This window comes from Synechococcus sp. MU1642, from assembly GCF_020514115.1.
GTDB lineage: Bacteria > Cyanobacteriota > Cyanobacteriia > PCC-6307 > Cyanobiaceae > Parasynechococcus.
Genome location: NZ_VTKZ01000001.1, coordinates 171,951 through 190,436 on the forward strand (window position 1 = coordinate 171,951; position 18,486 = coordinate 190,436).

Here is an 18,486-nt window from a genome sequence, read left to right on the forward strand (position 1 = left end):
CCTGGTGCTCGAGACTTTGCGAGCAAATCTGTTTTGTCGGAGTGGAAGAAACAACTGTTTGATAACAGCCGGAGGCGGCTGTGCGGGTGTCATCACGGGCAGGCCGGTTCAAATACGCTGTAATGCGCTCAAGCCATTGCCTACAGGCTTGGGCCCAGCCGTGATCTGCTGATGGCGTACAGATGGCCGGCGGCGGTTGTTTTGGCCAGCCTGGTTCTGGCGGTCACGGCCGTCAAGCTGTTGAGTCGGCCCATCCCTATTGCGATTCAGGGTGGATTGCAGGTCGAAAAATTGGTGCTTCCGCCCAGTGTCACCATCCGCTCCGTCACACCTTTGCCGGTCGTGGTGCAGGGCGGCGAAGCGCCCCTGGCGATTGAAGGCCCTGTGTCGGTGAAATCGATTGCGGGAGCTGTGAAGGTGAATGCCGATGTACGGGTCAGCGGAGTGGAAGGTCAGGTGTCCGTCACGGCTGAAGATCCACTGGCTGTGCGAGCCGATGTGTCTGTTGACAAGACAATCACGATCGGCGGCAAGGTCGACATTGAGGGCAAGGTGAAGCCGACCTTGCTTCCGGTGCCAGGGCTCTGATCAGCGGTTGCGGGGAGCCTGGCCGTTGCCGACAGTCAGCCCCTGCTCCCAACGGTTGAACTGCCGAAGTGCCAAGGCCGACAGTGCGGCGGCCACCAAGCCAATGCCGCTCAAAGGGTTGCCTTGCTCGATGCCCACAAGAACGGCGGATCCCCAGAGCAGGGCCCAGGCCCAGGGTCGGCCAGCGCGAATCCGCGCCAGCGCCGTTGAGCAGCTGCGGCAATGGATGGTGTGGCTGGCGTACCGATCCATCAGCGCCGTGGTGGTTTGCCTCGCAGGTAGCTGTTGTCCTGCAAAGGGCTCGCCGCCGTTGGCGTTCAACCAGCGATGCAGCGCCGCTACGTAGACGTCTGCCGTCGTGGGCATGAAAAAACTGCGTTCTACGGCGGGGCTCCCACCGGCTCGCTCCACCACACGTTCCTGCCAGTGCAGGAATACCTGATCGTCCTCCAACACCTTGTGATTGCCGATGTGTTGCAACCAGCGGGGCCTTAATCCGATCAGCAGCCGGGGGACGGCGGATTGGAACTGGAAAGGGAAGCGGGCGAAGAGGCGGCATTCGCCACGGCGAATCGGCACGGCGTACACCACCGTGAGGATCCGCCCGAAGCCCTTGGCGGTGAGGTCATGCCACATCAGTTGCGGGGCATGAAAGCTGGTGGATTGGGCGCCGAGCTTGCCCCGTCGCGGCCCTTCGTCCCAGTAGGCCGTGAAACCCTTGGCGTCTTCCCCTGTGATCGCGGCCTCCACGGGCGCAGCGTTCTCCCGTTTGCCAACGGTCTTGTGGTGGGTGAAGGGAACGTGGCTCACATCCAGCACGTTCTCCAGCAGGGTCACGGCGTCCATCGGGAGGTCCCGAAAGGTGTCTTGCACCGTCCAGCTGTCGGGGTTTTCCTCCAGTGCTGGCACCAGGGGGAGCTGACTGGGGTTTGCTGCATCGGGGGCACCCATCCAGACGAACAGCAGCCCCTGCCCCGTTGCTGTCGGCAGGCTGGCGCAGCGGGACCGACGGTTGTTGGGCTGGGTGTTGTCGAGGGCCTGTGGCACGCGCTGGCACTGGCCAATGCCGTCGAAACTCCAGCCGTGGTAAGGGCATTCGAGCAGTCCTTCCTCGTTGATCCGCCCTTCGCTGAGGGGGACCAGACGGTGGGGGCAGACGTCAGGGAAGACCCGCCAGATCGATTCGGCGCGATCCCACCAGATCACCAGATCCCGCTCCAGCAACGTGAAGCGACTCGGCGTTTTGGGGTCGAGGTCCTGCACATAGCTGATCGGCCACCACTGTTCGGTCCAGGTGGGGTGCATGGCAGGAGCATCAAGGCCGCCATGTTCGCTGGCCGGATGGCCTGGCCGCGGTGTTTCGCTTGCAATCAGCGGTTCTGTCTGCCTCCCCCACTGGACTTCTTAGAGGTTTGGAACTAAGGAGTTGCGCGACGAAATTGCAGTGCTGAGCCTTCGGCTGCAGCGACCTCCCTGAACCTCCATGTCCCGTTTGACGCCCGATCAGTTGCTGCAGGAGCTCTCCGGTCCTGAAGACCTGCTGATCGTGCAGGACCTTGACGGAGTCTGTATGCAGCTGGTGAAGGATCCACTGACGCGGCGTATGGATCCGTCCTATGTGGACTCGGTCGCCGCTCTGGATGGCCAATTCGCTGTTTTGACCAATGGTGAGCACGAAGGGCGGCGCGGGGTGAACCGCCTCGTGGAGCAGGCCCTTGGGGATCCCAATCTCCCCAAACGCGAGGGCCGTTATCTGCCAGGCCTGGCGGCTGGAGGGGTGCAGTTGCAGGATCGCTTTGGCGACTTGAGTCATCCCGGCGTCTCGCTGGCGGAAATGGCTTTCCTCGCTGCAGCCCCCACCCGGATGGAAGCTCTGCTGATGGAGCGGTTGCCTGCTCTTCTGGCGCAGGTGTGTGTTGACGATCTGGCCGTAGTGGCCAAAGCCGCGGTGTTGGACACCCAGGTCTCACCGACCATCAATCTCAACGGAATTTTTGCGCTCGTCCCTGCTGATGTCACCGCTCAGCATGCCCTGCAGACGATGCTGTCGGAGCTGATGCATCAGTTGCTCGCCGAGGCTGCCGACCAGGGATTGGAGGAATCGTTCTTCCTGCATGTGGCTCCCAACCTGGGACGTGATGCGCAAGGCCAGGAACGGATCAAGCCCGCTGCTGCGGGAGATGTGGGAACCACCGACATCCAATTCATGCTCACCGGGTCCATCAAGGAGGCCGGACTTCTGGTTCTGCTCAATCAGCACATTCAGCGCCGTTGGGGTGAATTTCCCTTGGGTGAGACGTTCAATGTGAGAACGGCTCCCCATGACCCCCAGGAGCTGCTGGCGTTAGTGAAGCAGCGCATTCCCGCAGAGCGGATGCCGTTGTTGGTGGGGGTGGGCGATACGGTCACATCCACGGCATCGGCTGATGGAACGGGCTGGTTGCGGGGGGGGAGTGATCGCGGTTTCCTCAACCTCTTGCAGGACCTCGGTGCCTGGTGCGGTCAACCCAATCGAGTTGTTCTCGTCGACAGCAGTCATGGCGAAGTGGATCGCCCCAGCCATGCCGATGGGACCTTGCAAGGCATCACCGATCCGGAGGACCCCCTGCGGATTGATGCACTCATGCCTGACGGCCCGGAGCAGTACATCGGCTGGTTCCGTCAGCTCTCTGAGTGTCGCCGAGTTGGTTGATCAGCTGCTCTGCCTCAGGGGCACCCGTTTCTCCTGCCTGGATGCATTCTGTCTGGAAGAATCAGCTTTATTCGCCTGAATCCGGTGACTTTCGTTGCGAGCGTTTTTCCGCCCCTGAAGCGCGGACAGCTCACAACGTTGCAGGTGAATCTCGGCTACCGCTGCAACCAAAGCTGTGCCCATTGCCATGTCAATGCAGGGCCCACCCGCACCGAGATGATGTCTGCGGATCTTTTGGCGTTGATTCCGCAGATCCTTGAACGGCATTCCATCTCCTGCCTCGATCTCACGGGGGGAGCACCGGAGTTGCACCCCGGCTTTCGCGCGTTGGTGCGCCAGGCGCGCTCACTCGGTACCACCGTTATTGATCGCTGCAATCTCACGATCCTCAGTGAACCCGGCCAGGAAGACCTGGCTGAATTCCTTGCGGAGCAGAGGGTTTGCATCACGGCCTCCTTGCCCTGCTACAGCGCGGAGAACGTTGACCAACAGAGGGGTGATGGCGTGTTTGAACGCAGCATCAGCGGGCTGCGCCAGCTCAATGCCCTTGGCTATGGAACGGGCGATTCAAGCCGGCAGTTGGATCTCGTCTACAACCCGCTGGGTCCGGTCTTGCCTCCGCCCCAGCAGGCCTTGGAGGCCGACTACAAGAACGTCCTGGGCGGGTTGGGGATTCGCTTCGATCGTCTACTGACGTTGGCGAACATGCCCATCCAACGTTTCGCCAAGCAACTGGAACGCAGTGGCGACTTGCAGCGCTATCAGACCCTTCTGGAGGAAGCACACAATCCGGACAACCTGGGGGCTGTGATGTGCCGTCAGCTGATCAGTGTGGATTGGCAGGGCTATATCTACGACTGCGATTTCAATCAGCAGCTCGGCCTGCCCTGCCCCGGGGAGGTCCGTCACCTTCGCGATCTGATCTGCTTTGAGACCGTTCCGGTGGATCAGCCCATCCACACGGCTCCGCATTGTTTTGGCTGCACCGCTGGCGCCGGGTCAAGTTGTGGCGGCGCGCTTCAGGGCTGATCAGCTCGTTATGGGCATAGTGGGTGGATGTTTGTAGAGGCCATCTTGTTGCAAAGCATCTGTTTTGTTATCTCCACGTTGATGCTCACGGCGACAACGGCCATGGCCGGATCCCAAGGCATGCCTAAGCAGGCGATGTTCAAAACGCAGGCTGAAGCTGAGGCGGCGGCTGAAGGTTTTGGCTGCAATGGGGCTCACCAGATGGGCGAGATGTGGATGGTCTGCGACAAGCACAGTGATGCGGATCACCAGGGAGCCCACTGATCCATGACTGAAGGCGGGCATTGCGGCAGCAAGCCGAAGCGGATCGCGATCGGCGTGGCTCCCCTCGGCACCATCTCAATCGGCATTGTGCCGATGGGGGTGATCTGCATCGGTGTGGTGCCGATGGGTGTGGTTTCGATTGGTGTGGTGGCGATGGGCGTGATCAATGCCGCCATCGTCGGCATGGGACTGGTGGCGGTTGGTGTGAACACCATGGGGGTGATCACGGCCGGCCCGATGAGCATGGGCTTGATTCAGATCCGCTCCACCACCAATCCCCGCTATTTGGCTTATCCCAGTCGCGCAGAGGCAGAGGAACAGGCTCGCCAATTGGGTTGTGAGGGTGTGCATCGCATGGGCGATCGCTACTGGATGCCCTGCAACGAGCATCCTCAGTAACCAGCCCGCGCGATTGCTTCAGAAAAGCTTCGGAAGACTTGTTGCTGCTCATCCCTTTTCAGTGACCCTGGTGCCGGCTTCAGTGTGCGAAACAGGGCGCATCTGATGCCACCATCGTCGCCACGCCAACGTCTTCAATCCCTGCTCAGTGCCCGATGGTTGGAGATGGGTGAAGTGTCGTTAATGCATCACCGCCAGGTTCAGATCTTGCTGAACACCTTGAGACGCGAAAAAGAACTGGTGTCTGTGCAGCTGATTGACCTTCTGGTGGCTGATCTTTACGACAAGGAATTTCGCACTTAATGATTCAGGTGTTGTGTTCTATCCCTGGCATTTGGGGCAGATCGCACGCACGTTCAGGCTCGACTCAATCAACTGAAAACCAACATGGGCTGCGGCAGCAGCTCCTGCTGCCAGTACGGGTTCACTTTCGAATTCCTCGGTGCGGCCGCAGCGGATGCACACCACATGGTGATGTTGGCGGTGATCGTCAACGGCAAGCTCGAAGCGTCGACCCCCTTCACTGAGCTCCAGCTCCTGGAGCAGACCCATGTCGGCTAGCAAGCGCAGGGTGCGGTAAACGGTTGCCAGAGACACCTTCATTTCAAGTGCTGCCAGTTGCTGGTGTACCTCTTCGGCGCTGAGGTGGCAGCCCGACCCACAGCGTTCGAACAGCTCAAGAACCCGTTTGCGTTGCGGAGTCAGGCGGCGCCCGTCCTGATGCAGCCCCTGCTGCAGGGTGATGTCCGTGGCGGCAGGCGCGGAGGACGATGTCACAGCTTCTCCTCGCTTATTCTCAAGAGTAGGCCTTAATGAGAGTCCTGTCTCGCCCTCAGGATCGGGACCCTGGTCGGATCCCATCGGTTGCCGATGAGGGAGAAGAATGTTGGTGATAGCGTCCGACGACGCTGTCGTTCAGGTGGATGGAAACCCACGTCCTCACCTTCACCATCACCAAGTCATTTGCTGAATGGGTCTCCACCTATGACGCATCCCTCCCGCTTCAGAAAATCGCTGGCATCACCTCCGTCTATCGGGGAGTCAGCAAGGACGACCCCACCAAGGTCTGCGCGGTGATGCAAGCCGCCCCCGGGGTGATGGAGCAATTCATCGCCGACAACACCGACACGATTGCCGCTTCAGGGCATGTGATTGAAAGCACCGTGAGTCAGGTTTTCGTCGCTAGCTGATGGCCTGGCGTCCTGCTCGGGCCTGGACCAGCCAAAGCCCGGTTTCCGGTTACCGCCATTTCGAGCTGATCACGCAAGGGGGGCGTGGTCAGCAGCGATGGGTCGAGTTGGCGGCTGTGCTGGCTCCGTCGCATCGCGAGCGGGTTCTCTGGAGTGAGCTCAAGGATCCAACCCGCTGGAGCAGCGGCTGGCAGTCCATCCCCGAGAGTGATGAGGAATCTTCAACGCAGTGATTCACACCAGGTGCTGCGCTGGTCCAACGTTTGAATTCAGCCCATTCCATTCTGTGATTCGCGGAAGGCCTTGAGTTTGTCGATGTCCTTCTCTTCGTCGATTGAATAGTCCGTCAGGATCAAGGCCTTGCCGATGGTGCCCAGGGCGTACTCGATCCGTTCGAGATCGCGGCGTCCATCGTCATCCAGTCGTGCTGTACGAATCACCTCAGGGCGCAGTTGGTCGGCCAACTGCTCCAGTGCCGATGCAATCGCTTTGGCCTGCTGGAGCGGCTCGGAGTCACCCATGAATCCTGAATAGATGCAACCGGAAGACTCTGACAGTTCTCCTCAGAAGCCTTTGGCCGTGCGCCGATGGCTTGAGAGGGAGACGTTGCCCAGAGGTTGCTGTTGAGGGGCGGTCTGCTGCATCGCTGTTGGTGCAACACCCGGCGCTGCCACAACATTGAAGGCCAGCGACCAGCGTTCCCCATCCCCGCGGAAGGGCATCACGGAATGGGGTTGCCAGGCAGGGAACACATAGAACTCACCAGGTACTGGCAGCACATAGTGCGCCATGCCGGTGCGGAACGACTGAATGTGCCAGTCTTCCGGACCGTGGAAGCAGAGTTGGCCATCGAAACTGTTGGCATTGATCTGCGGTGGCACCTTCAGAAAGATCACTCCTGAAAAGCTGCCGCCATGGGTGTGGGTGGGGTTGTAGTCACCTGCGGTCTGGCAATTCAGCCAGAGGTCAATCATCTGCAAGCGGTAGCGACCTGGAACCCAGGGGCCGCGACCCTGGGGTGGCTGACGTTCCATCACATGGCGGATCCAGCGATCACAGGCCGGCAGCAGGTGATTGTTGCTGAGCTCCAGCACGCCGGGTTGATCAGGCCTCAGTTCGCGCTGCTGACGCAGCTGACCCGCCAGCTTCGCCGATGCATCGGGGCTGGAATCAGGGTGGGCGAGAACGCTTGCGCTCAGCGCAGTCAGCTGCTGGAGCAGGGGATCCGGCAGGGTGCCCCGAAGGATGGAGCGGGGAAACAGATCGAGAACGTCCACCACTGATTGGTCTGCTGCAGGCCATCGTGGCAGCCCCAAAGTGGGAGCACCGTTCATGCTGATCGTGATGCTGCGCTACGCACTCCTGCTGCCTGTGCTGCTTGGAAGCTGTGTTGCTGCGGCGGCCTCTGATCTTCCTGGGCAACGGGGGCCAACGACAGCGCTGCTGCATGGAGATGAGCTGCAGCTAAGCACCCGCCGAACGGCCGAGCAGTTCCCAGACGGCAACCGCATCTGGAAGGTTGAATTGCATCGCGGTGCGCGCTTGCTGGCCAGCTGGCCAGCAGCCAGTGGTGTGGCCGGGCGCCAGAGCGCTGATCGCCGCTGGAGCCCCGGCAACGCAGCCCCTTTGCCCGCCGGCAGCTACAGCCTGGGGCGTCCGGAGCCGTGGGGGAATGACCTCTGGTTCGACCTGACCCCTCGCTTCGATACCAGCCGCAGTGCCCTTGGTATCCACCGTTGTTATCCCGGCACAGGCTGCATTTGCATTCCCAAGCGGGCAGACATCGACGCCCTGGCCAGTTGGGTCAAGGCCTCTGGGATTCGCAGCCTGAAGGTGTTGAACTGATGTCAAGGCGTTGAGCTGCAGCTGTACCAGGTTCGGTCTCGAACGGAATTTGTGAATGTCGAAAAATCGTCGCCGTCTTCCCTGCAATTTCGTTCTTTTCAGCTCATGATGAGCGAGTCAGGTCATCATCGGGCTTGAAAGCCGGGCCGAGCGATGTCCGACGGGAACTGCGATTTGGCTTCTGCTTTGGCTGGGGTCAAATCCGCTCGTCCTTAAGAAAATTGGTTGTGTATCGCTGAATACCTATTTGTCAATCAACGTGAATTCGTGGTCGAATCGCTCCAGTGGTGCATCACTGTCGACCACACAACATCCCTTGATCATCAGACGCCTGGGCGGCCTGGAGCATCGTCCTTCCTCCTGAGGCTCACTACAACGGAGTCGATCCATTGTCTTGATCGGATTCATGGACGTCAGCATCTGGATGATTGTCGGCTTCCTGCTGGCGGCCTACTCCGTGGTGGCGAACGACTCGCTCCAGACCCTCGGCACCTATCTCTCCTCCAACCGGAAACGCACGCCGAAGCCGGTTCAGATGCTGTTCATCTGCACGGTGACCTGTGGAGTTCTGATGTTGGGCTGGTTCCTCAACAACGGTGATCCCACGTGGGGTCTGCTCAGTGTGCCTGGCAAGGAGTTTCCATGGCCCGAGCCGTTCACCTGGGTCTATGTGCTTCCACCCCTCGCTGTTGTGGCCTTGACCCAGTGGGGAGCACCGGTGAGCACCTCGTTTCTGGTGTTGTCATCGTTTATGCCCGCCAACATCGGCACGCTGCTCAGCAGCTCTCTGACGGGGTACGGCCTCGCCTTCGGCATCGGCCTGGCGGCTTACGCCCTGGGATTGTGGTCGCTGGAGCGATGGGTGTTCTGCCGTTCTCAGGACGGCAAAGACCCCAGCAAGGTTTGGTATGGCCTGCAGTGGTTCTCCACCGGGTTTCTCTGGTGCATGTGGCTGGTGCAGGACCTGGCCAACATTTTTGTGTTCCTGCCGCGCCAGTTGCACCTCGTCCCGATGCTCATCTGCACGATGGTGCTCTGCGTGGGCCTTTGTGTTCTGGTGGCCACTGGGGGTGGGCCCATTCAGGCCGTGCTCCGCACCAAGACCAACAGTTCCGATCTGCGCTCGGCCACGCTTATCGATTTGTTGTTCGGTCTTTGCCTGCTCTACAAGGCATTCCTCTCCAGCTTCCCCCTCAGCACCACTTGGGTTTTTTTGGGCTTGATTGGCGGCCGCGAGTTGGCCTTGCGGATCAAGCAACAAGCATCAGAAGTCCCGTTCACCAACCGGGAGGCGGGCAGTCTTACCAAGGTCATCGGTTCGGATCTCTGGAAAGCCGCCGTTGGCGTTGTGGTGAGTGTGGTGATCGCCCTCAGCATTCAGCCCCTCGCTCAGTTCACCGCAGGCTGAACCCTGTGGTCAGCGCCGTGATCCATGGCTAGGGCAGAGATGGATTAGCCCTTCCATGGCACATTGTGTTGTCTTGTCGTTGTTGCTGCCCTGGTTGATGGGCGGGTTTGCCTTCGCCAGACCTGAGCCGCAGCTCAGTGCCAGGCAGACCATCCTCGAGGCGAACAGCCACCTAATTGCCGATGGCTGGCGTCCTGCCCCGGAAAAAACGCCTACGCCCGAGGAGCGGCACTGGGCATCTGTTGCGCTCGAAAGCCTCTCGGCCTGCTCTGGCACAGGCGTTGGGTTCTGCCGCTTTGATTACCGCCGAGATCTGCAGCGGCTGTCGGTGGTGACGGTTCCGAGCGAACCGGGCCGGCCCTCCGTTGGTCGTGTGGAGCGATGGTGGTGATCAGGGGTTCAGCGGCTGCTCCCGCCAGAGCGTGTCCGCGCGCCAAAGCGTGCGTTGATGGGGATGTGGGCCGAGGTTGAGCCGCTCGACAGTGTCCACTTGGAGCCTCAGCACCACGAAATGCTCCGGCAGCTGCGCAGTCTCAGCGAGTTGTTCGGGGAACGCCCCCGTGGGGTCCAGCGGATTACCCGGGGTGGGCCACCCCCAGACAGCCCGTCCCGTATCGGAGAGCTTTTGCCAGCGCTGCTGGCAAAACTTAGGTTGCTTGGAGGCAGTGATCAGCTTCACCTTCCCCCGTAGTCGGTACTGCTGGCGGGCTTTTGGGAACAACCAGCACAGTTCAGAAGCTCCATCGTTGGAGAGTTCCTTCACCTTCTCGCTGCGCTGATCGCTGAACAGTTCGAGCTGTTTGGCCCCGGCCCAGCCGCGGAACACCAGGGTCCGCACCCGGGGTGAGCCATCCAGTCCCGTAGTGGCCAGTTGCACCCAGCGGGCGGCAACGGAGCGTTCCTCCCGCTGCATGGCCGCGTGTAGAAGAGGTCTCCAGGGGGGTATGGCCTCAGAGATTCCCTCAGTCATGGAAGGTCAAATAAGCGAGCCTGTTCGGCAGCAGCACGCACCACGATGGCGTGGCGCTGCACAAGGGGTGTGAGGGTGTCATAGCCGCCACCGATCACCGTCGCGGTTGGAATCTTGCGGCGCAGACAGGCATCGAGCACGAGCCGATCTCGCATGTTCAATCCTGCATCGCTGAGGCAGAGTCGGCCGAGCCGATCATCGCGATGGGGATCGACGCCTGCGTTGAAGAGCACCAAATCCGGCGCGACGGTATCCAAGGCATCGGGCAACCGGTCGGCAATGGCGGCGAGATAGTCGTCATCGCTGGTGCCATCGGCGAGGGGGACGTCGAGATCCCCTTGCACTTTGCGCAAGGGGAAATTGCTGGCGGCGTGCACAGAAAGAGTGGTCACCCTGGGGTCGTGTTGAAAGCAGGCTGCTGAGCCATCCCCTTGGTGCACATCGAGATCCACGATCAGAATTCGCCGCACCTCTCCTGTTCCCAGCAACACCCGTGCGGCGACAGCACAGTCATTGAAGATGCAGAAGCCGCTCCCGAAGCCGGGGTGGGCATGGTGGGTGCCACCCGCTAGATGACAGGCCAAGCCCCACTCGAGAGCTAGCCGTGCCGTCAATAGGGTGCCGCCCACGGCGAGCCAGGTGCGCTGCACCAAAGGGCGCGTGGCCGGAAGCCCGATGCGACGTTGCTCTGGACGGGTCAGGCGATCACGGCTGAAGGCTTCGTGATACGAGCGGGGATGAACGCTTTCCAGATCCTTGCGCGCGATGCTTAAGGGCCGATGCACCTGGTCGGCCTGCACCACTCCCTGCTCCAGCAGTAGTTGATGCAGCAGCCGGAACTTCGCCATTGGAAAGCGATGGGTGCTCGGCAGCGGCGCGGAGTAGTGCGGGTGGTAAACGACTGGAAGCGGCAAGGGGCTGTCTCACCCGGGATGGCTCCGCCCCATTCAAGGGTCAGGCAGGCTGTTGGTGCAGCAACCAGTCGTTGAAGCCACTGGTGTTCAGTTCGCTGATGCAGCTCTGCAGTTTGCGTAGATGGCTCTGCTTGATCTGGGTGAGCCTCTGCCCTTCCTGGGTTGTTGGCCCGACGCGGATTCGCTGCTGATTGAGCAGGTCCATTTCGCGATCCAGATGCTCCATCAGGTTGAGCAGGGCATAGCCCTGCTTGATTTCCTGCGCGTTGAGCTGCCTTGCGAAGTAACCCATCCTCCAGCCCTTAAGAATTGCTTAAGTATCTCACGATGAGGCTTACTGGTCTCGCTTAAGCCTTTAGTTCTTGTGTGAGGGGTGTCTCGTTCCTCAAATGAATTGTGGTGGCAGCGGCCTCGCGAAGCATGACCAGGTTGTGGCGAGGGCATGTACAGGTGTGACTCGCGTGTTCAAGGAATCGCTGAGGCGGAACAACTTGGCGTCAGTTCGGAACAAGCTGGTCGATTGACAAGCAACGGGCCCAGCCGGCTGCTGGCAGCTCGGGGTTCTTACGGTCGACAATCTTGTAGATCAGCTTGAACTGGCAGAAGCCAGCGGCGTCTTTTAGTGCTGGAACGTGAACACGAACCTCCGGCAGCGGTAGAAGAAACTCCGGCTTGGCTTGGGGCTTGAAAAAAATGCCGTGCCTGGCTTCACGGTGAACACAGCTGCTTGTCCCGCTGGGACCAGCTTGCCCAAGAGCAATCCAGCCGTCAGGAATCGGCGCATTCGGCTCGTGGGTTGGTCCGGAGGAATTAAGAAGCGACCTTCCTGCCATCAATGAAGGTCTGCTTCCTCAGCACCAACTGGGTATGGTCCGCAGGACTAGTGGATAGGCATGGGCGATTACACAACAGCGATCTGGGTAACCATCGGTCTGACTGTCATCCTTACAGTCCCTGTCGTTTGGCAATTTTTGCAACCCAACGACGATGATTTTGGTGACCTCACCCGCAGAAAGTGAGCCAACACGACGGCGTCACCATCCGTTGCTGGCAATTGACGGGTGAAACAGCACTGAGGACACGGTCCTCGGTGTCGATGAACGTGCTGTCCGTTATGGGATCAATGTTCTGTCTTCAGACGATTTCGATGCCTGTTTGGCCATCGTGGTCTGTCGCATGGGACCCATTTTTATGCGCACCTGTCGCAGGTGGCGGGGCTTTAAAAGGGTAATGACAGTGGGATCTGATACCGCAGTCGTGGCTCTGGCGTTCCAGAGGGACCAGCCTATGAGATCAAACCGGTCACTCGCATTCATCGTGTTCCTGAGGCGTTGATCGGTCCCGACTCTCCTCAAGGAATTGCTGTGTCTGATCAGGTTGCCATCACGCACTATCTGCTCTGCATGGGCTAGGCCATGCACCTGTTGAAAATGTTTCGAACTATCCTCGGCCACCCCTGATTGAGCTGGTGTCCGGTTCTGTCGAGATCTGGATTGTAGGACAGGTAATCGCTCAGGGTCAGCGCGACGTGCGGGCGTGTGAAACCTTTCACCCGCCCTCGATTTATCTACACCCTTAAGCCTTTCGCCCCGGCACGCTGCACCCCTCAACGGGACGGCCTTCATTCTGTGAATGGAAAGGAGTGGCGTCCTATTGGGATGTAAGTGCTGAGGATGGCAGCGAGCGCCGTTTTCGCGCGGGGTGGAGTTACTCCAATCCAACGCAGGCCTTTTCTCTCTTGGCCGGGTGGATCAGTGTTTAGCCTCGACGCGTTGATTCCAGCAGGTTGGCAAGGGAGATAGTTACTGCTCAGCAAGGCGTTTTATGGCGGCTGGATCAGCCCATAGATCCATAGGCCCAACCAAGGGGGTAGGAACCATCCCGAGTTGATTTTGAGGTGGTTTGAGTGAGCGGAAACAATCCAACTCACGTAATAGAGATTTATGTCTTCGTCGTCTGCAGGGTTGAGTAACCCATCAGTTCTTGGGACGGTGTAACGGGGCTGCTGAGGACTCGAGCTTGGCGTGGGCTTTGTCGGCCTTCCTCAGAATCTTTTGCGCTTCTTCGCGGGTCTGGCACTCCTCAGCTGCGAGCTGAAGAGACTCGAGACGTGAATGGGCGGTGCTTGTCTTCATCGCTTCATAACCAATTCATAACCTTTTATCGCAAAATGCCTGGAACAGCAAGCATTTTGGCTGAAAAAAATGTTTGTAAAAACCTTGCCTCTGTCAAGGAGATAGTTGAGTGCAGGGTTGCAACTGCACTCCCGGCAATCCCAGCGGCAGCGGATCGGTTCAGTTGCAGCCGAACACGCCAAAGGTGATCTGACTGACGATCCCATGCCCCGTCAGGGCTTCCGTCAGCACGCCCACCACAAAGCCGATCATTGCGGCGCGGCCATTGAGGAGCTCTGCTCGCTCGAAACGTTCGCTACGGATTTGCGCTGCTGCAGCGGTTTGGAACCAGTCGTCGTTGGGGGTCGAAGAAGCCATCATTCGGTAAAGTCTTACGAAATGTTAAGCCTTGCGTAACGATATGTAAATAGGATCGAGGTTCGGCTCTCTAAGAAGCATCACCAACTGCGGCCAAGCAGCTTGGTCCGAGGCCAGAACTGAGGTAGATGAATTCGCCCAGTCATGTCAACGTCACGAAACCGAGCCCACGGGCGCTTCTCCTCCCGTCGAATCGACCAGGAGCTTCAGGGAGCCCAAGACGCCTTGATTGCCTTTGATGGATATGGAACCAACGGACCGATGCTGCATGCCTCGGTCTTGCAGCGGCCTGCTGGGCGACGTTCAGGCACCTGGTTCGACAAGCTGTTTGCGCAGTTCAATCAACTCCTGGATGGGTTCGGCCACCGAGGGTGAGTCAAGGGGTGTTGCGAACTCCGCGTTCTCGAGTCCTTCGTTGTTGGGATCCGATGGCCAAGTGGTGAAGTTCCTCTGGATTCAATGGACGCACTGCAGACATCAGTGCGTCATCAGTCCAATAGTCGGGACTGTCGAGAACTCCCAAGCGCAATGGGCAGGATGGGCCAGAAATCATGGCTTCTCCCTTACGGATGTCTTCAGCATGAAGCATCGCAATCCCGAAGTTTTTTGACCGACTGCTCCAGATTTAGTGTCTCCTTGGCAGCAGGATTCCCTGCGCTAGGTGCAGTGCTTCTGTTGCCTGATCTGGCTCCTTTGAGATGTTCACCAAAGTCTTAAGTGAGTGTTGACATCCACTACATATGGTGTCTGGTGGGTATTATTAATTCATTGCATCAAAGAGTGGTGCAGATCGCCGGGTGATGGGGATTGCCTTGGCTATGGAAACCGCCCCAAGGATGGGGTGGTTTTTTGTCTGCACCGTACGATTTATACCCTTGGTGCCTTGTGGATCAAGCCCGCTGCGGCTGGATTAGGTCAGCTGTGGATCTGCACCTGTAATCCTTGCCCTGGCGAGGACCAAGACGAAGGCAGAGCAAATTGCTTGCCAGAACACCGCGGTGATCAGGGCTAATCAGGAAGCGCTATGAGCATTTGTTCAGTGGCTTGGGTGCGATAGTGAGTAACCCAGAAGGATGTAGGTTCTCGATAAATTCAGATTAGCGGCCAGATATAGAAGAAACTCTGCTCACTCCTGATCGATATTAATCACCACTTCTGTCCCCGATTCTGTCGCCACAAAATAAGACAGAAATGCGGCGCAGAAGAAAAGAGGCCAGAAGTATCTTGGTATGAAAAAGTTGCTGCTGGCAATCAGATTTCCATCAAGAGAGTTTGTGCGTATCCATCGGATTGAAGGTCGCCACAGGACGAGCACCAGAAGTATGATCGAGACCTAGCAAAGATCGACGTCGAGGTGGTTCTGGAAGAACTCAAGGTTATGGAGTGTTGTCTGATTTTGGTCGTTTACCGCAGCGATGTTCTCTGGCCTTTTCCAGCCGAATAGGATTTGCCCATAGGCAACCTCCTCGAGGCCAATAATCAGCATGATTAAAGAAATGATCGCGTAAACCACTTAAGGCAGATGCATGGACAAGCGCTTGCGTAGATCTTTGGAGATGAGCTACGACATCCAGGCGGATGTGAAAAGAACTAGGGCTTGCAATTACTCCAGACTTCCTCCTTCGCCAAGCAGACGCTTGTAGCGACAAATGTCCTGAACAGAAACTTTCAATAAAACAACGCAGCCCATGATGAATGATGCGAGGGCAATCATCAGGAAGGATCGTCGAGCTCGTGCTGAAGGGCTGTTTTCTGCCAGCAGTGTCGTTATGAATGCTGAGTTTCGAAAAATCCATCCTGCTGCAACCAAGATCAAGCCAGCGGCACCCAGTTGCAACTCAGGCCAAGGGGAAGCATCCAGCCAAAAAGCGCTGATGAATTTATAAAGAGAGACCCAGAGAACAACGACTCCAAACCACACAAAGACCTGGCCGCAGATGCTCTGCACCGTCTCCTGCCTCATCAAGCTCTCTGATCGGCTCTTTTCTGAGGACGGGTGACCCTCAAAGCCATGCGGTAGGGGCTAATGACGAAGCAGCCTTCTCATTCAGAGGAGGTTATGACTCGATTTCTTTAATTTGCGCAGTGGGCATGAGGATTCTTATCCGGTCAAGCAGATACGTCTGAGGAACGACTTGGTCGGATCAGGCAGATCCATCTTGGGGTTGGGACTTTAACCGGCCAACCTGGCCTGCCGAATCGATTCAAAATCGATTCCCATAACCTTGGTTAGATAAAGGTATCCGCCCCAAGCGACAACATTGAGGCCTAGGGCCCAGAGATAGATCGTTCGTCTGGCTTGGGTTGAGTCTTCGCGCATCGGTTATTTCCGGTTCAATAGACACCAGGCACCATAGAAGGCCAGGCCGAGCAAGATCCACGGAAAAATTGCGCGCAGCAGTGTTAATCCAATCAGGACGACCACAATTGTGATCGCAGATCGTTTCACCATGGCTTTGCTGCTGTCAGTCATGTACTGCCAGCGTGGAATCAAGGTCATAACAACAACGATGCTGAACAGCGTTCTAGGGGACTTGGCTGAGATTGCCAACCTCCATCCCAAAGCGGTTTGTTCGCAGTTTGATGTGTTGGTTTGACGCCTACTAAGCCATTATCTTTGCCTGTGATTGATTAGTTCGTGGCTTTAGCAATCGTATTCTAGGTGAGACTTCTGCTCACGCTTGCCAAAATTGGCCTCTTTCATCTGTGATTCGTCGTAAGCCCAGTCGCTGTAGATTCTTGATTTTGGGAAGCTCCTATTAAGACGAAGAGCAGTGATGCGTTGGCCAAGTAGATCGAACGACCATTTTGCTGCTGAAAGAACCTTGCCCATGATGCCTTTGTTCAACTCTTCTAAAGTGATAGCCCATGGATGTCAATTGAACATTGGTTCATATGCTCATTGAGGCTTGCTTTGATTCAAGACCCCTCGACTGCATCATTGGTGTTTTGTTTCATGGCCTGTTGGCGTCGCCGTTGTGCTTCACAGTTCCGGCACTCCTGTTGATCCAATCCAAAGAAATTCAAAGGTTTGATCTCACCGCAGCCGCTGCATTGACGTCCTTGTGCAGGGGGGCTTCAAAAGCCATGGTGGTCACTCCTTGGTGTTACTCGGCGTTTGCTTGATCCGATCTGATAACGCCTGAGGGGACCCTAGTCTCCCCTGCTTGATGCACTGGGGGCAGTCGTTTCTCAGACTTGAGTGCATGTGACCGCAGTTCGCACAACAAATCAGTGCCATGGCTGTCGTTGCTGATGCACCACGCTGATTGTTCAGATCGCATCAGGCATCGGTGTTTGTCCCTAGTGATCCCCTCGTACTAGCGATGATCAGGATTGATCAAAGATCTTTTGCAGGGTGGTTCTCTCGTTCTGGAGTGAATTGGCCCTCATGGGCTTGCCAAGCGGTCTTGGCTTCCGAGGTCGATTCAAAAAAACTTTACTGAGCCACCAGATCTGGAGCGCGACAAATGCGAGGGCGAGTAGTGCCAGTTCAGTTGCCCCCTGCATTAGTAGTGCTTGCCGCGGTTGTCGATCGCATCTGTTTTAAAGCACTCCAACTCTTCAGGGGTGTGCAACGGGGGTTTCTCCCGTTTGCTAGCCCATTTCAAAAACAGTTGCAGCAGTCGTTTCATCCTTCAATTTTGCGCCATCACAGCCTTGTGCCATCAGGTCATGTCAATCCTGATTTCATTCTTTTCAGAATTATTTGATGCCATTGGCCTTAGGCTCGTTCTAAGAAAAACAGTTTGTTGCTGATGACCTTTAAAGAGCTTGTGGCCAGTTTCAATCAACAAGAAACGACCTGGGAAGAGCTTTGTCTTGAAATCAGGTGTGAGAGCTGTTTTGCCTCGGTTTTTGATGAAGTTAACGAGCAAATGGGCTTGACTAGCGATGTGCTTGCCGGGCTGGCCGATGAATTTCCCAACCATTACAAGAGATATGCCAAGGAGAGAGGCCTCGATCAGCCTTGACGAAGAGGTGTGAGAGAGGCAGTAGGTCGTGACACCACCCACCAAATCAAGCAACCACGCCCGAAGAGGTCTCCCTCTCACCTCCCAACCATAGATCTGGCTCGAGTTTCGGTCAGCTCCGTCTTCAGTGAGAGGCTGCCAAGTTCGCTTTCGCTGCCTTCAGGGCTTCTTCGCAAGCCGCTCGGTCTTCGTTGTCGATGTCACCCTGACTGCCGTTCAACCGTGCCTCCAGGAATGCGATCTCATCAATCCAATAGGTCTTGTCTTTGTCTTGTTGATCTGTCACGCGTCGAGAAAGGATCCAGTCCATCGCACCCTTCATAGAGGAAAGCTGCCCATGCGGCTGGCTCCCCTGTCTGGTTTGGTCATGATTTTGGGCTGGAGCACAGAGAGGACGCAGAATGGGTTGATCTGAATAAGTAGTACTTCTCCATCGACGATTTGTCTCCAGTCACCCCCATGACCGCCCTGATCATCGATGCAGATGGGCGTTTGACCTACATGGGGGAGGACGGGTGCCGTCGTCAGATCGTTGGTGATCTTGAGCTCCTGGGCCGTCTGCGTCAGCTGCAAGCGAAGGACTGGGCTGATCGTGATGACGATGACGATGGCGATTTGCAGTCGTAGGTCGTCTCGACAGATCTCCCAAGATCAGCGAAAGGCTTCATCGTCCTTCGCTCCTGAATTGAGCCTTTTGACCGATGGGCTGTTTTGCTCTCTT

28 protein-coding genes are annotated in these 18,486 nt (G+C 57.5%); 16 read left to right on the forward strand and 12 right to left on the reverse strand.

Annotated features, from left to right (window positions below; all coding sequences use genetic code 11):
• Nucleotides 1-171 precede the first annotated feature (171 nt).
• Nucleotides 172-588, forward strand: coding sequence for a hypothetical protein (locus tag FZZ85_RS00990; protein WP_226411315.1), 417 nt, complete (start codon nt 172-174; stop codon nt 586-588).
• Here the strand turns inward: FZZ85_RS00990 and FZZ85_RS00995 are convergent, their stop codons facing one another.
• Nucleotides 589-1,893 (reverse strand): Rieske 2Fe-2S domain-containing protein, encoded by a 1,305-nt coding sequence (locus FZZ85_RS00995; protein WP_226411317.1) that lies wholly within the window; start codon nt 1,891-1,893, stop codon nt 589-591.
• Nucleotides 1,894-2,071: 178 nt separating this feature from the next.
• On the opposite strand from FZZ85_RS00995, the gene stpA reads away from it, so the two are divergent.
• The 5 genes from stpA (at nt 2,072) to FZZ85_RS01020 (ending at nt 5,275) form a co-directional block, all read left to right on the forward strand.
• Nucleotides 2,072-3,280 carry a glucosylglycerol 3-phosphatase gene (stpA, locus tag FZZ85_RS01000; RefSeq protein WP_226411320.1) on the forward strand — a complete coding sequence of 403 codons (1,209 nt, stop codon included), beginning with the start codon at nt 2,072-2,074 and terminating at the stop codon, nt 3,278-3,280.
• Between the two features lie 75 nt (nt 3,281-3,355).
• Entirely contained in the window at nt 3,356-4,309 is a 954-nt protein-coding gene (gene arsS / locus FZZ85_RS01005; protein WP_226411943.1) for an arsenosugar biosynthesis radical SAM (seleno)protein ArsS, read from the forward strand.
• Between the two features lie 102 nt (nt 4,310-4,411).
• Nucleotides 4,412-4,573 carry a DUF3721 domain-containing protein gene (locus tag FZZ85_RS01010; protein ID WP_226411322.1) on the forward strand — a complete coding sequence of 54 codons (162 nt, stop codon included), beginning with the start codon at nt 4,412-4,414 and terminating at the stop codon, nt 4,571-4,573.
• Nucleotides 4,574-4,576: 3 nt separating this feature from the next.
• The gene (locus tag FZZ85_RS01015; protein ID WP_226399236.1) at nt 4,577-4,972 is read left to right on the forward strand and encodes a hypothetical protein; all 396 of its coding nucleotides are present in this window, start codon (nt 4,577-4,579) and stop codon (nt 4,970-4,972) included.
• A 105-nt stretch (nt 4,973-5,077) separates the two neighbouring features.
• Entirely contained in the window at nt 5,078-5,275 is a 198-nt protein-coding gene (locus tag FZZ85_RS01020; protein ID WP_226411324.1) for a hypothetical protein, read from the forward strand.
• A gap of 18 nt (nt 5,276-5,293) precedes the next feature.
• Here the strand turns inward: FZZ85_RS01020 and FZZ85_RS01025 are convergent, their stop codons facing one another.
• The gene (locus tag FZZ85_RS01025; protein ID WP_006851655.1) at nt 5,294-5,749 is read right to left on the reverse strand and encodes a Fur family transcriptional regulator; all 456 of its coding nucleotides are present in this window, start codon (nt 5,747-5,749) and stop codon (nt 5,294-5,296) included.
• 146 nt (nt 5,750-5,895) lie between these two features.
• Between FZZ85_RS01025 and FZZ85_RS01030 the strand changes: the two genes are divergently transcribed.
• Nucleotides 5,896-6,162 (forward strand): DUF3764 family protein, encoded by a 267-nt coding sequence (locus FZZ85_RS01030; protein ID WP_226411326.1) that lies wholly within the window; start codon nt 5,896-5,898, stop codon nt 6,160-6,162.
• Nucleotides 6,162-6,395 (forward strand): TIGR02450 family Trp-rich protein, encoded by a 234-nt coding sequence (locus FZZ85_RS01035; protein ID WP_226411328.1) that lies wholly within the window; start codon nt 6,162-6,164, stop codon nt 6,393-6,395. The genes FZZ85_RS01030 and FZZ85_RS01035 overlap by 1 nt, the downstream gene beginning before the upstream one ends.
• 36 nt (nt 6,396-6,431) lie before the next feature.
• Here FZZ85_RS01035 and FZZ85_RS01040 read toward each other — a convergent pair whose 3' ends face one another.
• A complete protein-coding gene (locus tag FZZ85_RS01040; protein WP_226411330.1) occupies nt 6,432-6,683 on the reverse strand; it encodes a hypothetical protein in 252 nt (83 codons plus the stop codon).
• Between the two features lie 42 nt (nt 6,684-6,725).
• Nucleotides 6,726-7,439, reverse strand: coding sequence for a putative 2OG-Fe(II) oxygenase (locus FZZ85_RS01045; RefSeq protein WP_226411332.1), 714 nt, complete (start codon nt 7,437-7,439; stop codon nt 6,726-6,728).
• A 40-nt stretch (nt 7,440-7,479) separates the two neighbouring features.
• Here FZZ85_RS01045 and FZZ85_RS01050 point away from each other — a divergent pair, with 40 nt between their 5' ends.
• From FZZ85_RS01050 to FZZ85_RS01060, 3 genes are all read left to right on the forward strand, one after another.
• Nucleotides 7,480-8,007: a L,D-transpeptidase gene (locus FZZ85_RS01050; RefSeq protein ID WP_370631090.1), complete on the forward strand. Its 528-nt coding sequence runs from the start codon at nt 7,480-7,482 to the stop codon at nt 8,005-8,007.
• 406 nt (nt 8,008-8,413) lie between these two features.
• A complete protein-coding gene (locus FZZ85_RS01055; RefSeq protein WP_226411334.1) occupies nt 8,414-9,415 on the forward strand; it encodes a hypothetical protein in 1,002 nt (333 codons plus the stop codon).
• 55 nt (nt 9,416-9,470) lie between these two features.
• Nucleotides 9,471-9,806, forward strand: coding sequence for a hypothetical protein (locus FZZ85_RS01060; RefSeq protein ID WP_226411336.1), 336 nt, complete (start codon nt 9,471-9,473; stop codon nt 9,804-9,806).
• Here the strand turns inward: FZZ85_RS01060 and FZZ85_RS01065 are convergent, their stop codons facing one another.
• From FZZ85_RS01065 to FZZ85_RS01080, 4 genes are all read right to left on the reverse strand, one after another.
• Complete coding sequence (locus tag FZZ85_RS01065) at nt 9,807-10,385, reverse strand: pyridoxamine 5'-phosphate oxidase family protein (protein ID WP_226411338.1); 579 nt, start codon at nt 10,383-10,385, stop codon at nt 9,807-9,809.
• Nucleotides 10,382-11,299: a histone deacetylase gene (locus FZZ85_RS01070; RefSeq protein ID WP_226411340.1), complete on the reverse strand. Its 918-nt coding sequence runs from the start codon at nt 11,297-11,299 to the stop codon at nt 10,382-10,384. The genes FZZ85_RS01065 and FZZ85_RS01070 overlap by 4 nt, the downstream gene beginning before the upstream one ends.
• 40 nt (nt 11,300-11,339) lie before the next feature.
• The gene (locus tag FZZ85_RS01075) at nt 11,340-11,591 is read right to left on the reverse strand and encodes a hypothetical protein (protein WP_226411342.1); all 252 of its coding nucleotides are present in this window, start codon (nt 11,589-11,591) and stop codon (nt 11,340-11,342) included.
• Between the two features lie 205 nt (nt 11,592-11,796).
• Nucleotides 11,797-12,132, reverse strand: a complete 336-nt coding sequence (locus FZZ85_RS01080) for a hypothetical protein (protein WP_226411344.1) — start codon at nt 12,130-12,132, stop codon at nt 11,797-11,799.
• Nucleotides 12,133-12,941: 809 nt separating this feature from the next.
• On the opposite strand from FZZ85_RS01080, the gene FZZ85_RS01085 reads away from it, so the two are divergent.
• Nucleotides 12,942-13,061 carry a DUF427 domain-containing protein gene (locus FZZ85_RS01085; protein WP_370631091.1) on the forward strand — a complete coding sequence of 40 codons (120 nt, stop codon included), beginning with the start codon at nt 12,942-12,944 and terminating at the stop codon, nt 13,059-13,061.
• Between the two features lie 532 nt (nt 13,062-13,593).
• Here FZZ85_RS01085 and FZZ85_RS01090 read toward each other — a convergent pair.
• The gene (locus tag FZZ85_RS01090) at nt 13,594-13,791 is read right to left on the reverse strand and encodes a chlorophyll a/b-binding protein (protein WP_226411346.1); all 198 of its coding nucleotides are present in this window, start codon (nt 13,789-13,791) and stop codon (nt 13,594-13,596) included.
• Nucleotides 13,792-13,935: 144 nt separating this feature from the next.
• On the opposite strand from FZZ85_RS01090, the gene FZZ85_RS01095 reads away from it, so the two are divergent.
• Entirely contained in the window at nt 13,936-14,166 is a 231-nt protein-coding gene (locus FZZ85_RS01095) for a hypothetical protein (protein ID WP_226411348.1), read from the forward strand.
• 1,228 nt (nt 14,167-15,394) lie between these two features.
• Here FZZ85_RS01095 and FZZ85_RS01100 read toward each other — a convergent pair.
• The gene (locus FZZ85_RS01100; protein ID WP_226411350.1) at nt 15,395-15,754 is read right to left on the reverse strand and encodes a hypothetical protein; all 360 of its coding nucleotides are present in this window, start codon (nt 15,752-15,754) and stop codon (nt 15,395-15,397) included.
• 487 nt (nt 15,755-16,241) lie between these two features.
• Here FZZ85_RS01100 and FZZ85_RS01105 point away from each other — a divergent pair, with 487 nt between their 5' ends.
• Entirely contained in the window at nt 16,242-16,388 is a 147-nt protein-coding gene (locus tag FZZ85_RS01105; protein WP_226411352.1) for a hypothetical protein, read from the forward strand.
• Nucleotides 16,389-17,300: 912 nt separating this feature from the next.
• Here the strand turns inward: FZZ85_RS01105 and FZZ85_RS11995 are convergent.
• Entirely contained in the window at nt 17,301-17,426 is a 126-nt protein-coding gene (locus FZZ85_RS11995; RefSeq protein ID WP_255615894.1) for a hypothetical protein, read from the reverse strand.
• A gap of 123 nt (nt 17,427-17,549) precedes the next feature.
• On the opposite strand from FZZ85_RS11995, the gene FZZ85_RS01110 reads away from it, so the two are divergent.
• The gene (locus tag FZZ85_RS01110; RefSeq protein WP_226411949.1) at nt 17,550-17,765 is read left to right on the forward strand and encodes a hypothetical protein; all 216 of its coding nucleotides are present in this window, start codon (nt 17,550-17,552) and stop codon (nt 17,763-17,765) included.
• Nucleotides 17,766-17,889: 124 nt separating this feature from the next.
• On the opposite strand, the gene FZZ85_RS01115 is transcribed toward FZZ85_RS01110, so the two are convergent.
• On the reverse strand, nt 17,890-18,051 hold the full coding sequence (locus FZZ85_RS01115; RefSeq protein ID WP_226411354.1) for a hypothetical protein: 162 nt from the start codon (nt 18,049-18,051) through the stop codon (nt 17,890-17,892).
• 173 nt (nt 18,052-18,224) lie between these two features.
• Between FZZ85_RS01115 and FZZ85_RS01120 the strand changes: the two genes are divergently transcribed.
• The gene (locus FZZ85_RS01120) at nt 18,225-18,392 is read left to right on the forward strand and encodes a hypothetical protein (protein ID WP_226411356.1); all 168 of its coding nucleotides are present in this window, start codon (nt 18,225-18,227) and stop codon (nt 18,390-18,392) included.
• Nucleotides 18,393-18,486: the final 94 nt, after the last annotated feature.

What these genes read in the sequence shown, in the direction of transcription:
- FZZ85_RS01055 (WP_226411334.1), top strand. Translation starts at nt 8,414, where the DNA reads ATGGACGTCAGCATCTGGATGATTGTCGGCTTCCTGCTGGCGGCCTAC.
- FZZ85_RS01075 (WP_226411342.1), bottom strand. Translation starts at nt 11,591, where the DNA reads ATGGGTTACTTCGCAAGGCAGCTCAACGCGCAGGAAATCAAGCAGGGC.
- FZZ85_RS01060 (WP_226411336.1), top strand. Translation starts at nt 9,471, where the DNA reads ATGGCACATTGTGTTGTCTTGTCGTTGTTGCTGCCCTGGTTGATGGGC.
- FZZ85_RS01120 (WP_226411356.1), top strand. Translation starts at nt 18,225, where the DNA reads ATGACCGCCCTGATCATCGATGCAGATGGGCGTTTGACCTACATGGGG.
- FZZ85_RS01100 (WP_226411350.1), bottom strand. Translation starts at nt 15,754, where the DNA reads ATGAGGCAGGAGACGGTGCAGAGCATCTGCGGCCAGGTCTTTGTGTGG.
- FZZ85_RS00995 (WP_226411317.1), bottom strand. Translation starts at nt 1,893, where the DNA reads ATGCACCCCACCTGGACCGAACAGTGGTGGCCGATCAGCTATGTGCAG.
- FZZ85_RS01090 (WP_226411346.1), bottom strand. Translation starts at nt 13,791, where the DNA reads ATGGCTTCTTCGACCCCCAACGACGACTGGTTCCAAACCGCTGCAGCA.
- FZZ85_RS01015 (WP_226399236.1), top strand. Translation starts at nt 4,577, where the DNA reads ATGACTGAAGGCGGGCATTGCGGCAGCAAGCCGAAGCGGATCGCGATC.
- FZZ85_RS00990 (WP_226411315.1), top strand. Translation starts at nt 172, where the DNA reads ATGGCGTACAGATGGCCGGCGGCGGTTGTTTTGGCCAGCCTGGTTCTG.
- FZZ85_RS01040 (WP_226411330.1), bottom strand. Translation starts at nt 6,683, where the DNA reads ATGGGTGACTCCGAGCCGCTCCAGCAGGCCAAAGCGATTGCATCGGCA.
- FZZ85_RS01105 (WP_226411352.1), top strand. Translation starts at nt 16,242, where the DNA reads ATGGCTTTGCTGCTGTCAGTCATGTACTGCCAGCGTGGAATCAAGGTC.
- FZZ85_RS01020 (WP_226411324.1), top strand. Translation starts at nt 5,078, where the DNA reads ATGCCACCATCGTCGCCACGCCAACGTCTTCAATCCCTGCTCAGTGCC.
- stpA (WP_226411320.1), top strand. Translation starts at nt 2,072, where the DNA reads ATGTCCCGTTTGACGCCCGATCAGTTGCTGCAGGAGCTCTCCGGTCCT.
- FZZ85_RS11995 (WP_255615894.1), bottom strand. Translation starts at nt 17,426, where the DNA reads ATGAAACGACTGCTGCAACTGTTTTTGAAATGGGCTAGCAAACGGGAG.
- FZZ85_RS01110 (WP_226411949.1), top strand. Translation starts at nt 17,550, where the DNA reads ATGACCTTTAAAGAGCTTGTGGCCAGTTTCAATCAACAAGAAACGACC.
- FZZ85_RS01065 (WP_226411338.1), bottom strand. Translation starts at nt 10,385, where the DNA reads ATGACTGAGGGAATCTCTGAGGCCATACCCCCCTGGAGACCTCTTCTA.
- FZZ85_RS01010 (WP_226411322.1), top strand. Translation starts at nt 4,412, where the DNA reads ATGGCCGGATCCCAAGGCATGCCTAAGCAGGCGATGTTCAAAACGCAG.
- FZZ85_RS01080 (WP_226411344.1), bottom strand. Translation starts at nt 12,132, where the DNA reads ATGGCAGGAAGGTCGCTTCTTAATTCCTCCGGACCAACCCACGAGCCG.
- FZZ85_RS01095 (WP_226411348.1), top strand. Translation starts at nt 13,936, where the DNA reads ATGTCAACGTCACGAAACCGAGCCCACGGGCGCTTCTCCTCCCGTCGA.
- FZZ85_RS01035 (WP_226411328.1), top strand. Translation starts at nt 6,162, where the DNA reads ATGGCCTGGCGTCCTGCTCGGGCCTGGACCAGCCAAAGCCCGGTTTCC.
- FZZ85_RS01030 (WP_226411326.1), top strand. Translation starts at nt 5,896, where the DNA reads ATGGAAACCCACGTCCTCACCTTCACCATCACCAAGTCATTTGCTGAA.